Origin of the sequence: Gryllotalpicola reticulitermitis (assembly GCF_042651345.1) — a bacterium.
GTDB lineage: Bacteria > Actinomycetota > Actinomycetes > Actinomycetales > Microbacteriaceae > Gryllotalpicola > Gryllotalpicola reticulitermitis.
Map to the genome: position 1 here is coordinate 335326 of NZ_JBHSCN010000003.1, position 18855 is coordinate 354180.

Consider the following 18855-nt stretch of genomic DNA (forward strand, 5'->3'; position numbering starts at 1 on the left):
GGTCGTCACGCGTCCCGGCGCTTGACGAGCACGCTCGCGACGGTGAGCACCACGGCGTCCCAGCCGAGCATGACCCAGAACCCGAGCCAGCCGTTGAGGGTCAGAATGCCGTTGACGATGCCGGTCTTGCTGCCCGGGGTTGCGTAGCTGACCAGCTGGCCACCCGCGCTGTCGGGGAAGATCGCCCTGAGATCGCCGACCCAGTCCGCATGCGTGAGGCCGGTGAGGATGCCAAGGATGATCGGCGCCACCAGCAGCAGGCCGAGCACGGTCGCGAGGCCTCCCGCCGTGCTGCGCAGGATGAGGCCGAAGCCGAAGGCGAGGAGGCTGATGAGCGTCACGAACACCGAGCCGCCCAAGAGCGGCATGAAGACGCTCGGGTCGCCGAGCTGCACGTCGACGCCGCGGTGATGCAGGATCGGCCACACGATGAGTGCGTTCAGCCAGATGGCGATGCCGCTCGTGATGAATGCGGTCACCGCGAGGATGACCATCTTCGCCACGATCGCGCCGAGTCGACGTGGATCGGCGGTGAAGGTCGAGCGGATCATGCCGGTCGCGTATTCGCCCGTGATGATCAGAGTGCCGAGGATCGACACGATGAGCACAGCCAGATTGATGCCGCCGGTGGCGGCGGTCACCGTGAGGCTGCGCGCCGCGTCGCCTGTGGTCGTTGCTGTCGGCAGAGTCGCGAGCGACGAGACGAGCACGCCGATGCCGATCGTGAGCAGGATGATGAGCGCGTAGCACCAGATCGTCGAGCGCACGGTGCGGAGCTTGATCCATTCGGACCGCAGCAGGCCCAGGGCTGACAGGTGCACGTTGGTGCTGGTCGGGCTCGGGCTCTGTGCCGGAGCGGTTGCCGTGGTCATGCTTCCACCTCCGAGTGGTATTCGACGTCGTCCTGGGTGAGTTCGAGATAGGCCTGCTCGAGGCTGGCCGTCACGGGCGTGAGCTCATGCAGCACGACTCCGGCGTGGGCCGCCGCCTCGCCGATGGCCTCGGCGTTGATGCCGGTGACCGAGAGGGCGCCGTCAGGGGCCTGCTGCACTGCGACGTCGGTGCTGGCGATGGCGCCGATGAGCAGGTCGGGGGTTGGCGTGCGCACCGTGACTCGTCGGCCGCTCGCGCCCGAGATGATGTCGGTGATCGGCGAGTCGGCGAGGACCTTGCCGCGCCCGAGGACGACGACATGGTCGGCGGTCTGCGCCATCTCGCTCATGAGGTGGCTCGAAAGGAATACCGTTCGGCCCTGCGAGGCGAGGTAGCGGGTGAGCTGCCGCACCCAGAGCACGCCCTCCGGGTCGAGACCGTTGACGGGCTCGTCGAGGATCAGAGTCTGCGGGTCCCCGAGCAGCGCCACCGCGATGCCGAGCCGTTGGCCCATGCCGAGCGAGAAGCCGCCGACGCGCTTCTTCGCGACCGACTCGAGGCCGGTCATGTGAATCACCTCGTCGACCCGCGACTTCGGAATGCTGTGCGTCGCGGCGAGCGCGAGAAGGTGGTTGAAGGCGCTGCGGCCGGTGTGGACCGCCTTCGCCTCGAGGAGGGCACCGACCTGGCGCAGCGGGTCGTGGAACGACGCGTACGGCGCGCCGTTCACGGTGACGCTGCCCGACGTCGGCCGGTCGAGCCCCATGATCATGCGCATGGTGGTCGACTTGCCGGCGCCGTTCGGGCCGAGGAACCCGGTGACGATGCCGGGTCGGGCGACGAACGAGATGTCGTCCACCGCAAGCTTGGGACCGTACCTCTTACTGAGGTGCTGGATTTCGATCATGAGGTCAACGGTACGGAAAACGGCCCCCGGCGGGATCCGTCTCGGGGGCCGCTTCACGGCGCGTACGCGTAGTGCTCAGGTACTACTCACGAATCGGCCGACTGCACCTCGAGGGCGCGTTCCACGCGGGCCAGGTTCTCGACGATGAGCCGGCGCAGAGCGGCGGGCTCGGGGTTCGCCTCGAGCCAGGTGCGTGTCGCGTCGGCGAGTTCCTGGTTCGCGAGGGCGAACGGGAACAGGCCGTTGATGAGTCCCGCGGCGATGGCGTAGCTGCGGGAATCCCAGATGGCGCGAAGGCTGTCGAAGTATCGGCCGATGAACGGTGTCAGCAGGGCCTTGTCGTGTGCTCGCTGGAACCCGACGCCGGTGGCGCGCACGATCAGGTTCGGCGCGCCCTCCTGCTCGACCACGGATGCCCACGCCGCGGCCTTGCCCTCGGCCGTCGGCAGCGCGGCTCGTGCATGTGCGGCCGACTGGTTTCCGCTCGCCGTGTTGTCCTCCGCAAGCGCCGCTTCGATGTCGGCGCCGCCGGCCTTACCGCCCACGATGAGGGACTGCAGCAGCTCCCATCGCAGGTCGGTGTCCACCTCCAGGCCCTCGAGCCGAATCGAGCCGTCGCGCAGCCCGGCGATCGTCGCCAGCTGCTCCTCCGTGCTCGCGAGCTGCGCGAACACCTTGACGAACTGGAACTGCGCGTCACTGCCCGCGGGCGCCGACTGCGCGAGCGTCCACACGCCGTCTGCGGCGGCGATGGTCTCCGACTGCTGGCGCGTCGGCGCGACGTACGCGCCGACGGACAGCACGAGCTGGTTCAGCGCCGTACGCATGGTCGTCGAGCCTGTCTCGGCACCGACGTTGTTCAGCACGAGCTGCACGAAGTCGCTCGCGCGCGCCTCGGCGTCGCGCGTCGCGTCCCACACGGCGCCCCAGACCACCGATCGGGCGAGCTCGCTGTCGAGGCGGCCGAGGTAGCCGATCGCAGTCTGGAGGGACCGCTCATCGAGCCGGATCTTCGCGTAGGCGAGGTCATCGTCGTTGAGCAGGACGAGGTCTGGCTGTGCGAGGCCGACGAGCTCGGCGACCTCGGTGCGCTCGCCATCGACGTCGAGCTCCACGCGGTGCGTGCGCGTGAGCTTGTCACCGACGTGCGAGTAGAACCCGATCGCCAGGCGGTGCGGGCGGATCGTGGGGTAGTCGGGTGCGGCGGTCTGCACCACCTGGAACGAGGTGATCGTGCCCGACGCATCCGTCGCGATCTCGGGGCGGAGGGTGTTGACGCCCGCCGTCTCCAGCCACTTCTGCGACCAGTCGGACAGATCGCGGCCGCTCGTCGCCTCGAGCTCGACGAGCAGGTCGCGCAGCTCGGTGTTCGAATGCGCGTGCTTCTCGAAATAGTTGTGCACGCCCGTGAGGAAGTCGTCCTGCCCGACCCACGCGACGAGCTGCTTGAGCACCGACGCACCCTTCGCGTAGGTGATGCCGTCGAAGTTGACCTGCACGTCCTCGAGGTCGCGGATGGCGGCGACGATCGGATGCGTGGACGGCAGCTGGTCCTGGTTGTAGGCCCACGACTTCTCGGTCGACGCGAACGTCGCCCACGCCTCGGTCCACTCGGTGGCCTCGGCGGTCGCGAGCGTCGACGCGTACTCGGCGAACGACTCGTTCAACCAGAGGTCGTTCCACCACTTCATGGTGACGAGGTCGCCGAACCACATGTGCGCGAGCTCATGCAGGATCGTGACGACGCGCCGCTCCCGCTGGGCATCCGCGACCTTCGAGCGGAACACGTACGCCTCGGTGTGCGTCACGGCGCCGGCGTTCTCCATCGCGCCCGCGTTGAACTCGGGCACGAACACCTGGTCATACTTCGCGAACGGGTACGGGTAGCCGAACCTGTCCTCGTAGAACGCGAAGCCCTGCTTCGTCTTCTCGAAGATGTAGTCCGCGTCGAGGAACGGCACGAGGGATTTGCGGGCGTAGACGCCGAGGGGGATCGTGCGCCCGTCGGCGCTCGTGAGCTCGCTCGTCTCGCCCTGGTACGGGCCCGCGATGATGGCGGTGATGTACGACGAGAGAAGAGGAGTGGGGTCGAAGACCCACGTCACCGAGTCCTTCAGCGACTCGCCGTCGATCGGGCCGGAGAAGATCGGCTCGGGCGTGGGGGAGTTGCTGATGACGATCCAGTCCGACGGGGTCGTCACGGTGAACTGATACGTCGCCTTGAGGTCGGGCTGCTCGAACACTGCGAACACCCGCCGCGAGTCGGGCACCTCGAACTGCGAGTACAGGTAGACCTCGCCGTCGACCGGGTCGACGAAACGGTGCAGGCCCTCGCCGGTGTTCGTGTACATCGCGTCGGCCACGACCACGAGCGTGTTCTCGTCTTTGAGATCGGGCAGCTGAATGCGAACTCCGTCGTTGACGGATGCGACATCGAGGGCGACGCCGTTGAGCGTGACCGAGTGCACGACCTTCGTGATGAAGTCGATGAACGTCGACGCACCCGGTGTCGCGGAGAACGTCAGACGGGTCTCGCTGCGGAACAGCTCGGGTCCGGTGGTGAGGTCGAGCTTGACCGCGTATTCATGGGGCTGGACGGTCGCCTTGCGTTCGGCGGCCTCGATTCGAGTGAGGTTCTCTCCGGGCATGTAATCCAGCCTAGAGAACAACGACCGACACCCGACGCGACTAGAACAGAACCATGACTACTGCCGTCGATTTCTGGTTCGATCCCTCGTGCCCCTGGGCGTGGATGACGTCCCGCTGGGTCGACGAGGTGAGCACGGCACGCGACCTCGAGGTCACGTGGCACATCATGAGTCTTGCGATCCTCAACGAGGACAAGGACGTTCCGGAGAGCTACCGCGCGAACTTCCCCCGGCTGCTGCGCTACGCGCGCCTGGTCACCGCTGTCGGCGAGCTCGAAGGGCAATCGAAGGTCAAGCCGCTCTACGACGCGCTTGGCACCCGTATCCACCCCGGCGGCTCGAAGGACGCCGACGAGGTGATCGCGGCGGCGCTCGCGGAGGTCGGTCTTCCCGCCGACTACGCGCGCTACGCCGACAGCGACGAGTACGACGCGCAGCTGCGAGCAAGCCACAACGACGGCATCGACCGGGTCGGGCAGGAGGTCGGCACCCCGGTCATCGCGGTGAACGGCAGCGCGTTCTTCGGTCCGGTGATCTCGCCGACGCCGCGAGGCGAGAAGGCGCTCGTGCTCTGGGACGGCATCGTCGCCGCGGCGTCGTACGACGGGTTCTTCGAGTTGAAGCGCACCCGCACGAGGGAGCCGCAGTTCGACTGAGGTCCGACCGGCGTGAGTGGGGCCGCGGGTCGCGGTCTCGAGCGGCCGCGGTTCTAGGCTGAGACCATGCGCATCCACATCGCCACCGATCACGCCGGACTCGAGCTCAGCCAGCGGATTCAAGCGCATCTGCTCGAGCAGGGACACGAGGTTTTCGACCATGGCCCGGTCGAGTACGACGCGCTCGACGACTACCCTGCCTTCTGCATCAACGCGGCGCAGGCGGTCGCGAAAGACCAGGCGGAAGGCGTGGACGCGCTCGGAGTCGTCTTCGGCGGCTCGGGGAACGGCGAGCAGATCGCAGCGAACAAGGTGAAAGGCATCCGTGCCGCGCTGGTCTGGAACGACTCGACCGCGCTGCTCGCCCGCCAGCACAACGACGCCAACGTGATCGCGATCGGCGCGCGTCAGCACGACGAGGCCGACGCGCTCCGCTTCATCGATCTGTTCATCGCCGAGCCGTTCACCTTCGAGGAGCGACACGTGCGCCGCATCGCTCAGCTCGCGGAATACGAGCGCACCGGGGACATCGCGGGCAAGGGCGTCGACCACTAATGCCCGAGGGGCACTCCGTTCACCGGATCGCCCGCCAGTTCGCCCGCAACTTCGTCGGGCACCGGGTGACCGTGACCAGCCCGCAGGGGCGCTTCGCCGCCGGTGCGAAGATGCTGGACGGCGCGACGATGAAACGGGCGACCGCCGTCGGCAAGCAGATGTTCCTCCAGTTCGACAACGGGCTGTGGCTGCGGGTGCACCTCGGGCTGTACGGCGCGTGGGATTTCGCGGGGGAGATCACGACGGATGCGACGATCCGGTCGGCGGGCGGCCGCATGGGTCAGACGAATCAGCGCGGAACGATCGAGGAAGCGGACCCGCTCGAGACCGACCGGGACTACGTCGACGACTCGGCCGGCGAGGACTCCGTGCGCTCGATCGGTGCCCCGCGCAAGGCACGTCTGCACATGGCCGAGTCGGAGAAGGAGAACGACTCTCCCGACTTCGACTTCCCGCCCCCGCCTGTCGGGCAGGTGCGCGTGCGCATTCTGACGGACGCCGCCTGCGCCGACCTGCGCGGCCCGACCGCATGCGAGGCGATCAGCGCGTTCGAGGTGCAGCAGGTCATCGATCGGCTCGGCCCCGACCCGCTCAACGATGACACCGACGCCGGCGAGGAGCGCGTCGTCACGGGCATCCGCAAGTCGAATCAGCCGATCGCACAGCTGCTGATGGACCAGTCGGTGGTCAGCGGCATCGGCAACGTGTACCGCGCCGAATTGCTGTACCGCGCGCGCCTCAACCCGTTCACGCCGGGTAAGAAGGTGCCGGAGGACGTGGCGCGAGCGCTGTGGCGCGACTGGGCGCACCTGCTCGACATCGGCGTGCGCACGGGCCAGATGATGACGATGGACGGTCTGTCGCCCGAGGCCTATCGGAAGGCGATGGCGCGACGCGACGATCGGCACTGGGTTTACCACCGCACGGGCGAGCCGTGTCGCGTGTGCGGCACCGCGATCGCCATGCAGGACCTGGCGAACCGCAAGCTCTACTGGTGCCCGAGCTGCCAAGCCTGACGAGGAGAGCGGTCACGTGAGCTTCACCTTCAGCGGCGCGCGACTGCTCGACGGGCGTGTGGTCGACGTGACTGTGACGGATACCCGGATCACCGCGGTCACACCCGCGGGTGAGCTGCGAGCGAGCGGCGAGCACATCGAGCTCGACGGCCACGTGCTCGTTCCGGGTCTCTGGGACCAGCACACGCACTTCACGCAGTGGGCACTGTCGTCGCGGCGGGTGCGCCTCGACTCCGCCGCGTCGGCGGATGAGGCGGCACGGCTGCTGGGCGAGCACGCCGCGCGGCACCCGGACGGCGACGTGATCGGCGTCGGGTTCCGTGACGCGCTCTGGGCCGATCGGCCGCACTTCGCGCTGCTCGACGACGCGGTCGACGGCACGATCGGAGAGGCGGGGAGCGGCGCGTCGGCAGCGGGCCCCGAACGCCGGGTCGTCGCGCTGAGCGCGGATCTGCACACGGTGTGGCTCAACTCGGCCGCGCTCAAGGCGCACGGCTTTCATGACCACCCGAGCGGCGTGCTGCGCGAGGCCGATGCATTCGCGGTCGAGGCGGCGCTCGATGAGGTGTCGGACGCGACCGCCGACGAGTGGGCGCACGACGCGGCACTCGCGGCTGCGGCGCGTGGCGTGGTCGGCATCGTCGATTTCGAGATGGCGCTGACGCCCGAGTTGTGGCTGCGCCGGTTCGCGAGCGGGTTCGATGAACTGCAGGTCGACGCAGGGTTCTACCCGGAGCATCTGGACGCGGCGATCGCCGCGGGCTGGTCGACAGGCCAGACGCTCGACGACTCAGGCCGTCTCAGGGTCGGGCCGCTCAAGGTCATCACCGACGGTTCGCTCGGCACGCGTACGGCCGCGATGTTCGCGCCGTACGACGGGGTCGTGGGGGATGAGCCGCGCGGCCGGCTCACCGTGCCACCGAGCGACCTCGTCGCGCTGTTGCGCACCGCCCGCCGCATGGGGCTCAGCGCGGCCGTGCACGCGATCGGCGACGCGGCCAACTCGCATGCGCTCGATGCCTTCGCCGCGACCGGTGCGCGGGGATCGATCGAGCACGCGCAGCTGCTACGACGTGAGGACTTTCCGCGCTTCGCGGCCCTGGGCGTGACGGCGAGTGTGCAGCCCCGGCACGCGATCGACGACCAGGACATCGTCGCGCGCTACTGGGGCGACCGCGCGGGACGCGCCTACGCCTTCCGCTCGCTGCTCGACGCGGGTGCCAGGCTCGCCTTCGGATCGGACGCTCCGGTCGCGCCGCTCGACCCATGGCAGGCCATCTCCGCGGCGGTGTTCCGGCAGGCGGACGACGCGCCGCCGTGGCACGCCGAGCAGGCCATCAGCCTTGGACAGGCGGTCCGGGCATCCGTTCGCTCGAGCATCCTGCCGGGCCAGCCGGCCGACCTCGCCGTGCTCGCGAGCGATCCGCGCGACGCCGACGCGGGCGCGCTGCGTGCCCAGCCGGTCGCCGCGACGGTGCTGGCGGGTCGCTTCACCTACGACGCGATCCGCTGAGAGTGCATGACGGGCGCCGGCCGGTCGCGCCGTACCGCTTGCCGCAGCACGGCCCCGCGCCAGCGGCTCGCGCCCCAGAACGCCAGCGCGAAGACCGTCGCGATGACGACGATCGCGCCGCAGTACATCGCGACGCTCGCGTAGCCGGTCTTCGGGTCCATGAAGGGGTACGGCACCCAGCCATCGGTCGCGCCGCGCACGAGGGTCACGCCGAGCCACACGACGGCGTACGGGAAGATCACCCACAGCTTCGAGAACGCCAGCGGCTCGCGATCGCCCACGAGCAGCCAGTCGAGCAGGCAGTACGCCGGCATCACGGCGTGCATCACGTCGTTGGTCCAGGGGATCGCCACGACAGTGACGGGCGCGAGCAGGGTCCAGAACACGCCGCCGACGATCACGATGTACGTCGTCACGGCGCCGCGCACGTAATCGAGCCAGCGGAAGCGGCGGCCGGTCATGAGCCCGACGGCGGCGACGGTCAGCATGAACCCGGCCGCAAGGTTGTTCTGATTCGTGAAGTAGCCGAACCAGTCCCACGGCCAGACATCGACACCATGCGTCGCGTCATGAACGAACGAGCGGGTCATCGCGACGAGCATCAGGGCGCTGACGGCGAGTCGCAACGCTGCGACGGCATATTTCACGTGGGGAGCGTAACCCGGCACGCGACCGGAACCAGCCAGGGCCATGCCGTATGCTGGTGCGGCCGTCAGTTTGGCGGTGAACACCACCCTTCGGGGGCGTAGCTCAATGGTAGAGCCTCAGTCTTCCAAACTGATTACGCGGGTTCGATTCCCGTCGCCCCCTCGCGGTACCGTGCGGATCGCATGCGTCCGGGGCGTAGCTCAGCTTGGCTAGAGCGCCCGCTTTGGGGGCGGGAGGTCGCAGGTTCGAATCCTGTCGCCCCGACCGGAACGTCCAAGAAAACCAACAGGAGAACCACCTAGTGACTACCACGGTCGAACAGCTGAGCCCGACTCGCGTCAAGCTCACCGCCACGGTGACGCCCGAGCAACTCAAGCCCGCCATTGACCACGCCTACGAGCACATCGCCGCCGATGTCACCATCCCCGGCTTCCGCAAGGGCAAGGTTCCGCCGGCCATCATCGACACCCGGGTCGGCAAGGGCGCTGTGTTGGAGCACGCGGTCAACGACGCGCTCGAGGGCGCCTACCGCGACGCGGTCACCGAGACCAAGGTGCGCCCGCTCGGCCGGCCTGAGGCCGACGTAGTGACGCTTCCCGATGTGAAGACCTTCGACGGTGAGCTCGTCGTGACCTTCGAGGTCGACGTGCGCCCCGAGATCGAGGTTCCCGACTACGACGGCGTCGAGATCACCGTCGAGTCGTCCGCGGTGACCGACGCCGACGTCGAGGAGGAGCTCGAGCGCCTGCGCGGGCGCTTCGGCACGCTCGTCACGGTCGACCGCCCGGCGACCACGGGCGACTTCGCGCAGATCACCCTCGTCGCGAAGATCGGCGACGACGAGGTCGACTCCGCCGACAACATCTCCTACGAGCTCGGCTCGGGCGACCTGATCGACGGTCTCGACGAGGCACTCGACAGCCTGACCGCCGGCGAGACGACCACCTTCGCGTCGAAGCTGCTCGGCGGCGACCACGAGGGCGAAGAGGCCGAGATCACGGTCACCCTGAACGCCGTCAAGGAGCGCGAGCTGCCCGAGGCGGACGACGACTTCGCCCAGATCTCGAGCGAGTACGACACGATCGCCGAACTACGCGAGGGTCTCAAGACCGAGGCTGCCCGCTCGAAGACGTTCGCGCAGGGCAGCGAGGCGCGCGGCAAGTTCGTCGACGCCCTGCTCGAGAAGGTCGAGATCCCGGTACCGCAGTCCGTCATCGACGACGAGGTCCACCGTCACCTCGAGGCCGAGAACCGCCTCGAGGACGACGTGCACCGCGCCGAGGTCGGCGAGGCGAGCGAGAAGGCGCTGCGCACGCAGATCCTGTTCGACGAGATCGCCGAGGCCGAGAAGGTCAGCGTCAGCCAGAACGAGCTCACCAGCTACCTCGTGCAGGCGGCGGCCCAGTACAGCATGGACCCGAACGAGTTCGTGAAGATCCTGTCTGAGAACGGCCAGATCCCGCAGATGGTCGGCGAGGTCGCGCGCAACAAGGCGATCGCGATCGCGCTGGGCAAGGCCGTGGTGAAGGACTCCGACGGCAACGCTGTCGACCTCTCCGAGTTCACCGCCGTCGAAGACGCGAGCGACGACTCCGAGGTCATCCTGCAGGCCGACGGCGAGCCCGCAGACGGTGCGGCTGTGGCCGAGGAAGAGCCCGCAGCCGCCGAGTAGGCGACAGAGAGCGAGACGGATGCCGGGTGCCATTGGCCCCGGCATCCGTCGTCTCCGCGGCTCGGTTCTGCGCCGCATGCGCCGTGGGCGAACAGTCCCCGTTGCTCGCGCAACCCCCCGATAGATTCGATGCAGTTACCCCACGGAAACGGAGCGTCACACATGGCCGAACCGACACTGACTCCCAGTGTTTTCGATCGACTGCTGAGGGACCGGATCGTCTGGCTGGGCGAAGAGGTGCGAGACGACAACGCGAATGAGATCGCGGCGAAGCTCCTGCTCTTGGCCGCCGAGGACCCCAAGAAGGACATCTACCTCTACATCAACTCGCCCGGCGGCTCGATCACCGCAGGCATGGCGATCTACGACACGATGCAGTTCGTGCCCAACGACATCGTCACGGTCGGCATCGGCATGGCCGCCTCGATGGGCCAGTTGCTGCTCACCGCAGGCACGAAGGGCAAGCGCTACATCACCCCGAACGCGCGTGTCCTGCTGCACCAGCCGCACGGCGGCTTCGGCGGCACCTCGAGCGACATCCAGACGCAGGCGATGCTCATCTCAGACATGAAGAAGCGCCTGTTCGAGATCACGGCCGAGGCGACGGGAAAGACCGTCGAGCAGGTCAGCGAAGACGGCGACCGCGACCACTGGTTCAACGCCCAGGAGGCGTTGGCGTACGGGTTCGTCGACCACATCCGCGACAGCGCGAGCGACGTCTCGGGCGGCGGCGGCACCGAGCAGCAGTAGGCGAGAGCGAGAACGAGGAACTGATGGCTGAAACATATAATTCTGGCGCCACTTTCATGGCGGGCGGCCGGAGCCTGCAGGCGCCGAGCTCGCGCTACATCCTGCCGAGCTTCGAGGAGCGCACGGCCTACGGCTACAAGCGCCAGGACCCGTACGCGAAGCTCTTCGAGGACCGGATCATCTTCCTGGGCGTCCAGGTGGACGACGCGAGCGCCGACGACATCATGGCGCAGCTGCTGGTGCTCGAGAGCCAGGACCCTGACCGCGACATCGTGATGTACATCAACTCGCCCGGTGGCTCGTTCACGGCCATGACGGCGATCTACGACACCATGCAGTACATCCGCCCGCAGATCCAGACCGTGGTTCTCGGCCAGGCGGCATCGGCCGCGGCCGTGCTGACCGCGGCGGGGACGCCCGGGAAGCGGCTTGCGCTGCCGAACGCGCGCATTCTCATTCACCAGCCGGCGATCGGCGAGGCCGGCCACGGTCAGGCCTCGGACATCGAGATCCAGGCGGCCGAGATCCTGCGCATGCGCACCTGGCTGGAGGAGACGCTCGCCAAGCACTCCAACAAGACGGTGGAAGAGGTCAACCGCGACATCGACCGCGACAAGATCCTGTCGGGCGTCGAAGCGCAGGAGTACGGCCTGATCGACCAGGTGCTCACCAGCCGCAAGACCCTGCCGGCGGCGCTCGCCAAGTAGCGTCCCAGACCAGGCCGACGACAACACGAGGGGCCGACATCGGCAGATACCCGCCGATGTCGGCCCCTCGGGTTAGGCTCGACACCAGGCAGCCCGCCAGACGCCGACGCAGGCTGGACTTACTGAGGAGATTGCGCATGGCACGCATCGGAGAGAGCGCCGACCTGCTCAAGTGCTCATTCTGCGGAAAGAGCCAGAAGCAGGTGGTGCAGCTCATTGCGGGCCCCGGGGTCTACATCTGCGACGAGTGCGTCGAGCTGTGCAACGAGATCATCGAAGAGCGCATGGCCGACGCCGAGGCGGGCGGTCAGGGCGAGTTCGAGCTGCCGAAGCCGAAAGAGATCTACTCCTTCCTCGAGGAGTACGTGATCGGCCAAGACGCTGCGAAGCGGGCGCTGGCGGTCGCGGTGTACAACCACTACAAGCGGGTGCGTGCGCGCAACGTCATCGGGCCGGCCGACGTCAAGGCCGACGAGGTCGAGATCGCGAAGTCGAACATCCTGCTGATCGGCCCGACCGGCTGCGGCAAGACGTATCTGGCGCAGACTCTCGCCCGCCGGCTCAACGTACCGTTCGCGGTCGCCGACGCCACGGCGCTGACCGAGGCGGGCTACGTCGGCGAAGACGTCGAGAACATTCTGCTGAAGCTGATCCAGGCCGCCGACTACGACGTCAAGCGAGCCGAGACCGGCATCATCTACATCGACGAGGTAGACAAGATCGCCCGTAAGGCCGAGAACCCGTCGATCACCCGCGACGTGTCGGGCGAGGGCGTGCAGCAGGCGTTGCTGAAGATCCTCGAGGGCACGGTTGCGTCGGTGCCGCCGCAGGGCGGTCGTAAGCATCCCCACCAGGAATTCATCCAGATCGACACGACCAACGTGCTGTTCATCGTGGCCGGGGCCTTCGCGGGGCTCGAAGACATCATTTCGGCACGTGCCGGGAAGAAGGGCATCGGGTTCGGGGCCCCGCTGCACTCGAAGGGCGACGACCTCAACCTGTTCAGCGAGGTCCTGCCCGAAGATCTGCACAAGTTCGGCCTGATCCCCGAGTTCATCGGTCGGCTCCCGGTCGTCACGACCGTGACGCCGCTCGACCGTCAGGCTCTGATGCAGATCCTCACCGAGCCGAAGAACGCGCTCGTCCGTCAGTACCAGCGCATGTTCGAGCTCGACGGTGTCGAGCTCGACTTCGAGCAGGGCGCCCTCGAGGCGATCGCCGAGCTCGCGGTGCTGCGCCAGACCGGCGCGCGCGGCCTGCGAGCCATCATGGAAGAGGTGCTCGGCCCGGTGATGTTCGAGGTGCCGTCGACCGACGAGGTCGCCCGCGTCGTCATCACGCGCGAGTCGGTCGAGTCGAACGCGGCTCCGACGATCGTCCCTCACCGCTCATCGCGCCGCGAAGAGAAGTCCGCCTGACGGCAGGCTCCCCGGCTGTTGGCTGAGCCTGAGGCTCAGTCGAGCAGCCCCCGGCGCTTCAGCAGCGGCTCGAGGTTCGCACGACGGCCGCGGAAGTCGACGTAGGCCTCGATCGGGTCCTTCGTGCCGCCGACACCGAGCAGGCGCGAGCGGAAGCGGTCACCGTTCTCGCGGGTCAGGCCGCCATTCTCCGTGAACCAGTCGACCGTGTCGGCGTCGAGCACCTCGCTCCAGATATAGGAGTAGTACTGCGCGTCGTAGCCGCCCGAGAAGGTGTGAGCGAAGTACGAGCTCTGGTACCGCGGCGGCACGGGCGGGAAGTCGAGCCCGACAGCGGCGAGAGCGGATGCCTCGAACGCCGTCGTGTCAGCGACGGCCTGGGCCTCCGCGGCCGTCAGCACGTGCCACGCCTGGTCGAGGAGGGCGGCACCGAGATACTCGCTCGTGGCGAAGCCCTCGTTGAAGGTCTCGGACGCAACGATGCGATCGACCACGTCCTGAGGGATCGGCGCGCCGGTCTGGTAGTGCTTCGCGTAGTTCGCGAGCACCTCGGGCCACAGCATCCACATCTCGTTGACCTGCGACGGGAACTCGACGAAGTCGCGGTGCACGCTCGTGCCGGCGAAGCGCGGGTACACGGCGTGCCCGAACAGGCCGTGCAGCGCATGGCCGAACTCGTGGAAGAGCGTATGCACCTCATCGAAAGTGAGGAGCGTCGGCTCGCCGGCGGCGGGCTTCGGCACGTTGTGGTTGTTGACGACGATGGTGGTCGGCTCGCCGAGCAGTTCGGAGGCATCGACGAGGCTGTTCATCCACGCACCGCCGCGCTTCGAGTCGCGGGTGTAGAGGTCGTAGAGGAACAGGCCGAGCGGCGATCCGTCGGCGTCGGTCACCTCGAAGACACGCACATCGGGGTGGTAGCCCACAAGCTCGGTGCGCTCGGCGAAGGTGATTCCGTACAGCTGCGTTGCGGCGAAGAAGACACCGTGCTGCAGCACCTGCTCGGCCTCGAAGTAGGGACGCAGCTCGGCCGTGTCGACGTCGTATTCGGCGGCGCGCACCTTCTCGGTCCAGTGCGACCAGTCCGCGGCGTCGACGGTGGTTCCGGCGAGCCTCTCGAGTGCTTCGTGCTCACGACGCGCATTACGGGCGGCGGCCGGCGCGAGCCTGCCCAGCATGTCGGCGACGTTCGCCGCGCTGCCGGCCGTCTGGCCCGCGGTGACGTAGTCCGCGTGGCTCGAGAATCCGAGCAGTTCGGCGCGCTCGGCGCGGAGACGGGCGAGCTGCAGCACGAGCTCGCGATTGTCGTAGGCGCCGCCGCGTGCGCCGCGCGCGCGCGACGCCGTCATGATGCGGTCGCGCACCTCGGGCCGGGCGAGCGCGGAGAGCCACGGATGTCCCGTCGGAAGCACGAGGCTGACGAGCCACTTTCCCTCAAGACCACGTGCCTTCGCGGCCTCCGCTGCGGCGGAGATCTCACCGTCGCCGAGCCCCTCGAGCTCGGCCGGGTCGTCGAACACGACGGCCAGATCGTTGGTGTCCGCGAGCAGCTGCTTCTCGAACCGCGCCTGTAGCCCCGAGATCCGCTGGTTCAGCGCGGAGAGCCTCTCCTTCGCCGCGTCGTCGACACCGGCTCCCGCGAGCGTGAAGTCGGTGACGTAGCGCTCGACGAGGTAGCGCGACTCGGCGTCGAGATCATCGCGGTCGGGCAGGGAGTCCTGCACCGCTCGAAGCCGCGCGTAGAGGGCGGCGTTGAGCCTGATCGCGTCCTCGTGAGCGGCCAGACGCGGGGCCAGGCGCTCATCGAGCTCGTTGGTGGCCTCAGTCGAGTCGGCGGACGACTTGTTGTAGAACACGTAGCTCACGCGGCGCAGCAGCTGACCCGAGCGCTCGAGCGGGATGAGCGTGTTCTCGAACGTCGGCTCGGCCTCGTCGTCAGTGATGGCGTCGATCTCAGCGAGCTGCTCCGCGAACGCTGCATCGAACGCGGGCTCATAGTGCTCGTCGGTGATCTGAGCGAACGGCGGCAGCCGGTAGTCGAGCGTGCTGGCTGCGAGAAGCGGGTTCAAGGCATCCGTCATGACGCCACCCTATCGACGCCGGCGCTACGCGCCCGCTACTCGCCGAACTCGGCGGAGGTGACGGTCGCGGTGTCGGACTGCGTGCTGTATCGGATGACCGTGCCGTCGTCGAGTTCGACCACGGGCGCGCCCTCGAGCCAGGTGAGGGTCCAGCGCCACGTATCGGCGTCGACACCGTCGGCGGCGAGCTCTTCTTCGACGGCCTTGATCGCGCTGCGCACCACGCCGGGTAGCGACGGTGGGACCGCCGACCCCACGGGCCAGCGCGTGCCGAGTCTCATCAGAGAACGCAGTGCATCAGAGATCGGCTCATCACGCGGGTTGCGCGACGCGCTGCGCGGTGAGCTGCAGCTCATGGACCTCAGGCGAGCTCGCCTCAGCACCGGCGTTGGTCAGCGCGGCCGGGAGCTGTTCGTCGTGCCCCTTCGTCCAGCGCAGCACCCCGGCGCCGTGCCCGGTCGCGTAGTCGCGGATGGCGTCGAACAGCCTCGTGCCGACGGTCTCGTCGCGCACCTCGGCGCCCACGTACAGCGCGTCCACGAAGGTCCCGCTGTCGCCCTCGAGCGGGCGCGGGAAGGTGTGGAAGTGCGCGAGACCGAGCACCTCGCCCTCGTCATCGACCGCGATGAGCGCGGATTCGACGTGCGCCGGGTCGGAAAGCCAGGTCCACAGGAGCAGGGCCTTCTGCTCGGTCAGGGCCGCACCGCGGGCCGCGGTGTACGCCTCGTACAGGCTGAGCCAAGGGAAGAAATCACTGTCCCTGGGTTCACGGATTGCGATGGTCATGGCACCCCTCCAATTGCCGAGACTAGCGTGATTTGTGCTGATCAGGCGAGATCTCCGAGCTCGCCGTCGACGGCGGAGATCTCGGTCCCGGCTGCGAAGGAAATGCGCTCGATCCGTCCGACCGCCTTGAGGTCGGCCTCGGCGAGGCGAAGCGCGGCCAACTGCTCATCGGTCCCCGTCAGGGTGACAGAGCGGATCGGCGTCTTCTGCGAGACCTTCGCGTCGGTCTTGAGGCGTCGGATGCCGACCAGGGCGGCGCTGGCCGCACGCAGCACAGCGGGCCCTTCTTCCGTGACACCAAGCTCGTCGACGACAGGCCACGCCGCGACATGCACGGAGCCGGCGTTGAACCAGCTCCACGTCTCCTCGGTCGCGAACGGGATGAACGGCGCGAACAGGCGCAGCATGACGCTGAGGGCGAGACGCAGGGCGGCGACAGCGGATTCGTGACCCGCGTCCTCCGCCGCGCCGTGCGCACGCTCTTTCACGAGCTCGAGGTAGTCGTCGCAGAAGGTCCAGAAGAACGTCTCGGTGACCTCGAGCGCGCGTGCGTGGTCGTATGAGTCGAGGGCGGCCGTCGCGTCGCGGACGACCTGCGCGAGACTGCGCAGCATCGCGTTGTCGAGTGCCTCCGTGACCGTTGCCTCAGGGCTCGACGCGAAGCCGAGCACGAACTTCGCCGCGTTGAGCACCTTGATCGAGAGGCGGCGCCCGATCTTGATCTGCGTCGGGTTTGCAGGGTCGAACGCCGCGTCGGCACCGAGCCGGCTGGAGGCCGCCCAGTAGCGCGTCGCGTCGGATCCGTGCTGCTCGAGGATCGCGGCGGGCGTCACGACGTTGCCCTTCGACTTCGACATCTTCTTGCGGTCGGGGTCGACGATGAAGCCGGAGATCGCGGTGTGGCGCCACGGCAGCGAATCGTGCTGCTGGACCGAGCGCAGCAGCGTCGAGAACAGCCAGGTGCGAATGATGTCCTGGCCCTGCGGGCGCAGGTCGAACGGGAAGAGGGCTGCGAAGAACTCAGGGTCGCGCTCCCACCCGGCGGCGATCTGCGGAGTGAGCGACGACGTCATCCACGTGTCCATGATGTCGACCTCGCCGACGAATCCGCCCGCGACGCCGCGCTGCGCCTCGTCGAAGCCGGTGGGGGCGTCGCTCGATGGATCCACGGGAAGTTGCTCGGCGGTGGGCAAGATCACCTGATCGAACTGCGTCTCGCCATGCTCGTCGACGCGGTACCACACGGGCAGCGGCACGCCGAAGAATCGTTGGCGGGAGATCAGCCAGTCGCCCGCGAGGCCGTTCACCCAGTTCTCGAAGCGCACGCGCATGAACTCCGGGTTCCAGTCGAGCTCGCGGCCGGCGTCGAGCAGGCGCGCGCGCAGAGCCTCGTCCTTGCCGCCGTTCTTGACGTACCACTGACGCGTCGAGACGATCTCGAGCGGGCGGTCGCCCTTCTCGTAGAACTTCACCGGGTGCTGGATCGGCTTGGGATCCCCGATCAGCTCGCCCGACTCGCCGAGCAGCTCGACCATCGTCTTCTTGGCGCTGAAGATGGTGAGGCCCGCGAGCTTCGCGAAGGCGTCGCGACCGGAGGCCGACACGATGGCCTCAGGCGCGTCCGCGACGATGCGGCCGTCGAAGCCGATGATCGCGCGCGTCGGCAGCTGCAGCTCCCGCCACCAGGTCACGTCGGTGATGTCGCCGAAGGTACAGACCATCGCGATTCCGGAGCCCTTGTCGGGCTGAGCGAGGTGGTGTGCGACGACCGGCACCTCGACACCGAACACGGGCGTGCGCACGGTGGTGCCGAACAGCGGCTTGTACCGCTCGTCGTCGGGGTGCGCGACGACCGCCACGCAGGCGGCGAGCAGCTCGGGCCGGGTGGTCTCGATGAAGACGTCGCTGTCGGCTCCGTGGAACGCGAGCCGATGGTAGGCGCCCGGCTGGTCGCGGTCCTCGAGCTCAGCCTGCGCGACCGCCGAGCGGAACGTCACGTCCCAGAGGGTCGGCGCCCAGTCCTGATAGGCCTCGCCGCGCTCGACGTTGTTCAAGAACGCGAGCTGTGAGGCGCGGATCGACTCGGGACCGATCGTGCGGTACGTCTGTGCCCAGTCGACCGAGAGCCCGAGCATGCGCCAGAGCGCCTCGAACTGCTTCTCGTCCTCTTCAGTGAGGCGCTCGCACAGCTCGATGAAATTACGCCGCGACACCGGTACCTGGTCGGACGCCTTGCTCGACTTGTTGTCGCCGCCCTCGTAGGGCGGCGTGAAGTCGGCCACGTAGGGCAGCGACGGGTCACAGCGCACGCCGTAGTAATTCTGCACGCGGCGCTCGGTCGGAAGCCCGTTGTCGTCCCACCCGATCGGGTAGAACACCTTCTTGCCCGTCATGCGCTGGTAGCGCGCGATCACGTCGGTGTGCGTGTAGCTGAAGACGTGCCCGATGTGCAGCGAGCCGGACGCCGTCGGCGGTGGAGTGTCGATCGCGTAGACGCACTGACGATCGGATGCCTCGAGCGCAGACTTCCCGTCGAATGCGTACGTTCCGGCCTGCTGCCAGACCGCGCCCCACTTGTTCTCGAGGCCCTCAAGGGCAGGCTTGTCAGGAATCGCTGTCATGTCG

General features: G+C 68.0%; 16 protein-coding genes and 2 tRNA genes. 10 read left to right on the forward strand and 8 right to left on the reverse strand.

Annotated features, from left to right (window positions below; all coding sequences use genetic code 11):
- Positions 1-5: 5 nt before the first annotated feature.
- From ACFOYW_RS05665 to pepN, 3 genes are all read right to left on the reverse strand, one after another.
- Positions 6-872: an ABC transporter permease gene (locus tag ACFOYW_RS05665; protein ID WP_390227800.1), complete on the reverse strand. Its 867-nt coding sequence runs from the start codon at positions 870-872 to the stop codon at positions 6-8.
- A complete protein-coding gene (locus tag ACFOYW_RS05670) occupies positions 869-1780 on the reverse strand; it encodes an ABC transporter ATP-binding protein (RefSeq protein ID WP_390227801.1) in 912 nt (303 codons plus the stop codon). Before ACFOYW_RS05670 ends, ACFOYW_RS05665 begins: the two co-directional genes overlap by 4 nt.
- 86 nt (positions 1781-1866) lie before the next feature.
- Positions 1867-4428 carry an aminopeptidase N gene (gene pepN / locus ACFOYW_RS05675; RefSeq protein WP_390227802.1) on the reverse strand — a complete coding sequence of 854 codons (2562 nt, stop codon included), beginning with the start codon at positions 4426-4428 and terminating at the stop codon, positions 1867-1869.
- A 53-nt stretch (positions 4429-4481) separates the two neighbouring features.
- On the opposite strand from pepN, the gene ACFOYW_RS05680 reads away from it, so the two are divergent.
- The 4 genes from ACFOYW_RS05680 (at position 4482) to ACFOYW_RS05695 (ending at position 8168) form a co-directional block, all read left to right on the forward strand.
- Positions 4482-5084 carry a mycothiol-dependent nitroreductase Rv2466c family protein gene (locus ACFOYW_RS05680; protein ID WP_390227804.1) on the forward strand — a complete coding sequence of 201 codons (603 nt, stop codon included), beginning with the start codon at positions 4482-4484 and terminating at the stop codon, positions 5082-5084.
- Positions 5085-5150: 66 nt separating this feature from the next.
- Positions 5151-5639 (forward strand): ribose-5-phosphate isomerase, encoded by a 489-nt coding sequence (locus ACFOYW_RS05685; RefSeq protein ID WP_390227805.1) that lies wholly within the window; start codon positions 5151-5153, stop codon positions 5637-5639.
- Positions 5639-6655, forward strand: coding sequence for an Fpg/Nei family DNA glycosylase (locus tag ACFOYW_RS05690; RefSeq protein ID WP_390227806.1), 1017 nt, complete (start codon positions 5639-5641; stop codon positions 6653-6655). Before ACFOYW_RS05685 ends, ACFOYW_RS05690 begins: the two co-directional genes overlap by 1 nt.
- A 16-nt stretch (positions 6656-6671) precedes the next feature.
- Entirely contained in the window at positions 6672-8168 is a 1497-nt protein-coding gene (locus ACFOYW_RS05695; protein ID WP_390227807.1) for an amidohydrolase, read from the forward strand.
- On the opposite strand, the gene ACFOYW_RS05700 is transcribed toward ACFOYW_RS05695, so the two are convergent.
- Positions 8150-8815, reverse strand: a complete 666-nt coding sequence (locus ACFOYW_RS05700) for a Pr6Pr family membrane protein (RefSeq protein ID WP_390227808.1) — start codon at positions 8813-8815, stop codon at positions 8150-8152. The two genes, ACFOYW_RS05695 and ACFOYW_RS05700, sit on opposite strands and share 19 nt — an antisense overlap.
- 92 nt (positions 8816-8907) lie before the next feature.
- On the opposite strand from ACFOYW_RS05700, the gene ACFOYW_RS05705 reads away from it, so the two are divergent.
- The 6 genes from ACFOYW_RS05705 (at position 8908) to clpX (ending at position 13363) form a co-directional block, all read left to right on the forward strand.
- Positions 8908-8978: transfer RNA gene (locus ACFOYW_RS05705), tRNA-Gly, on the forward strand.
- A gap of 27 nt (positions 8979-9005) precedes the next feature.
- Positions 9006-9080, forward strand: a tRNA-Pro gene (locus ACFOYW_RS05710).
- Between the two features lie 37 nt (positions 9081-9117).
- The gene (gene tig, locus ACFOYW_RS05715; protein ID WP_390227809.1) at positions 9118-10488 is read left to right on the forward strand and encodes a trigger factor; all 1371 of its coding nucleotides are present in this window, start codon (positions 9118-9120) and stop codon (positions 10486-10488) included.
- Between the two features lie 162 nt (positions 10489-10650).
- Complete coding sequence (locus ACFOYW_RS05720; protein ID WP_390227810.1) at positions 10651-11238, forward strand: ATP-dependent Clp protease proteolytic subunit; 588 nt, start codon at positions 10651-10653, stop codon at positions 11236-11238.
- 23 nt (positions 11239-11261) lie between these two features.
- Complete coding sequence (locus tag ACFOYW_RS05725) at positions 11262-11945, forward strand: ATP-dependent Clp protease proteolytic subunit (protein ID WP_390227811.1); 684 nt, start codon at positions 11262-11264, stop codon at positions 11943-11945.
- Between the two features lie 137 nt (positions 11946-12082).
- Positions 12083-13363, forward strand: a complete 1281-nt coding sequence (clpX, locus tag ACFOYW_RS05730; RefSeq protein WP_390227813.1) for an ATP-dependent Clp protease ATP-binding subunit ClpX — start codon at positions 12083-12085, stop codon at positions 13361-13363.
- A gap of 35 nt (positions 13364-13398) precedes the next feature.
- Here clpX and ACFOYW_RS05735 read toward each other — a convergent pair whose 3' ends face one another.
- Genes ACFOYW_RS05735 through valS form a run of 4 tightly spaced genes read right to left on the reverse strand, consistent with a single transcriptional unit; the run spans position 13399 to position 18851 of the window.
- Positions 13399-15444 carry a M3 family metallopeptidase gene (locus ACFOYW_RS05735; RefSeq protein WP_390227814.1) on the reverse strand — a complete coding sequence of 682 codons (2046 nt, stop codon included), beginning with the start codon at positions 15442-15444 and terminating at the stop codon, positions 13399-13401.
- 35 nt (positions 15445-15479) lie between these two features.
- Entirely contained in the window at positions 15480-15725 is a 246-nt protein-coding gene (locus ACFOYW_RS05740; protein WP_390227815.1) for a hypothetical protein, read from the reverse strand.
- 31 nt (positions 15726-15756) lie between these two features.
- The gene (locus tag ACFOYW_RS05745) at positions 15757-16230 is read right to left on the reverse strand and encodes a GNAT family N-acetyltransferase (RefSeq protein ID WP_390227816.1); all 474 of its coding nucleotides are present in this window, start codon (positions 16228-16230) and stop codon (positions 15757-15759) included.
- 41 nt (positions 16231-16271) lie between these two features.
- Positions 16272-18851 carry a valine--tRNA ligase gene (gene valS, locus ACFOYW_RS05750; protein ID WP_390227818.1) on the reverse strand — a complete coding sequence of 860 codons (2580 nt, stop codon included), beginning with the start codon at positions 18849-18851 and terminating at the stop codon, positions 16272-16274.
- Positions 18852-18855: the final 4 nt, after the last annotated feature.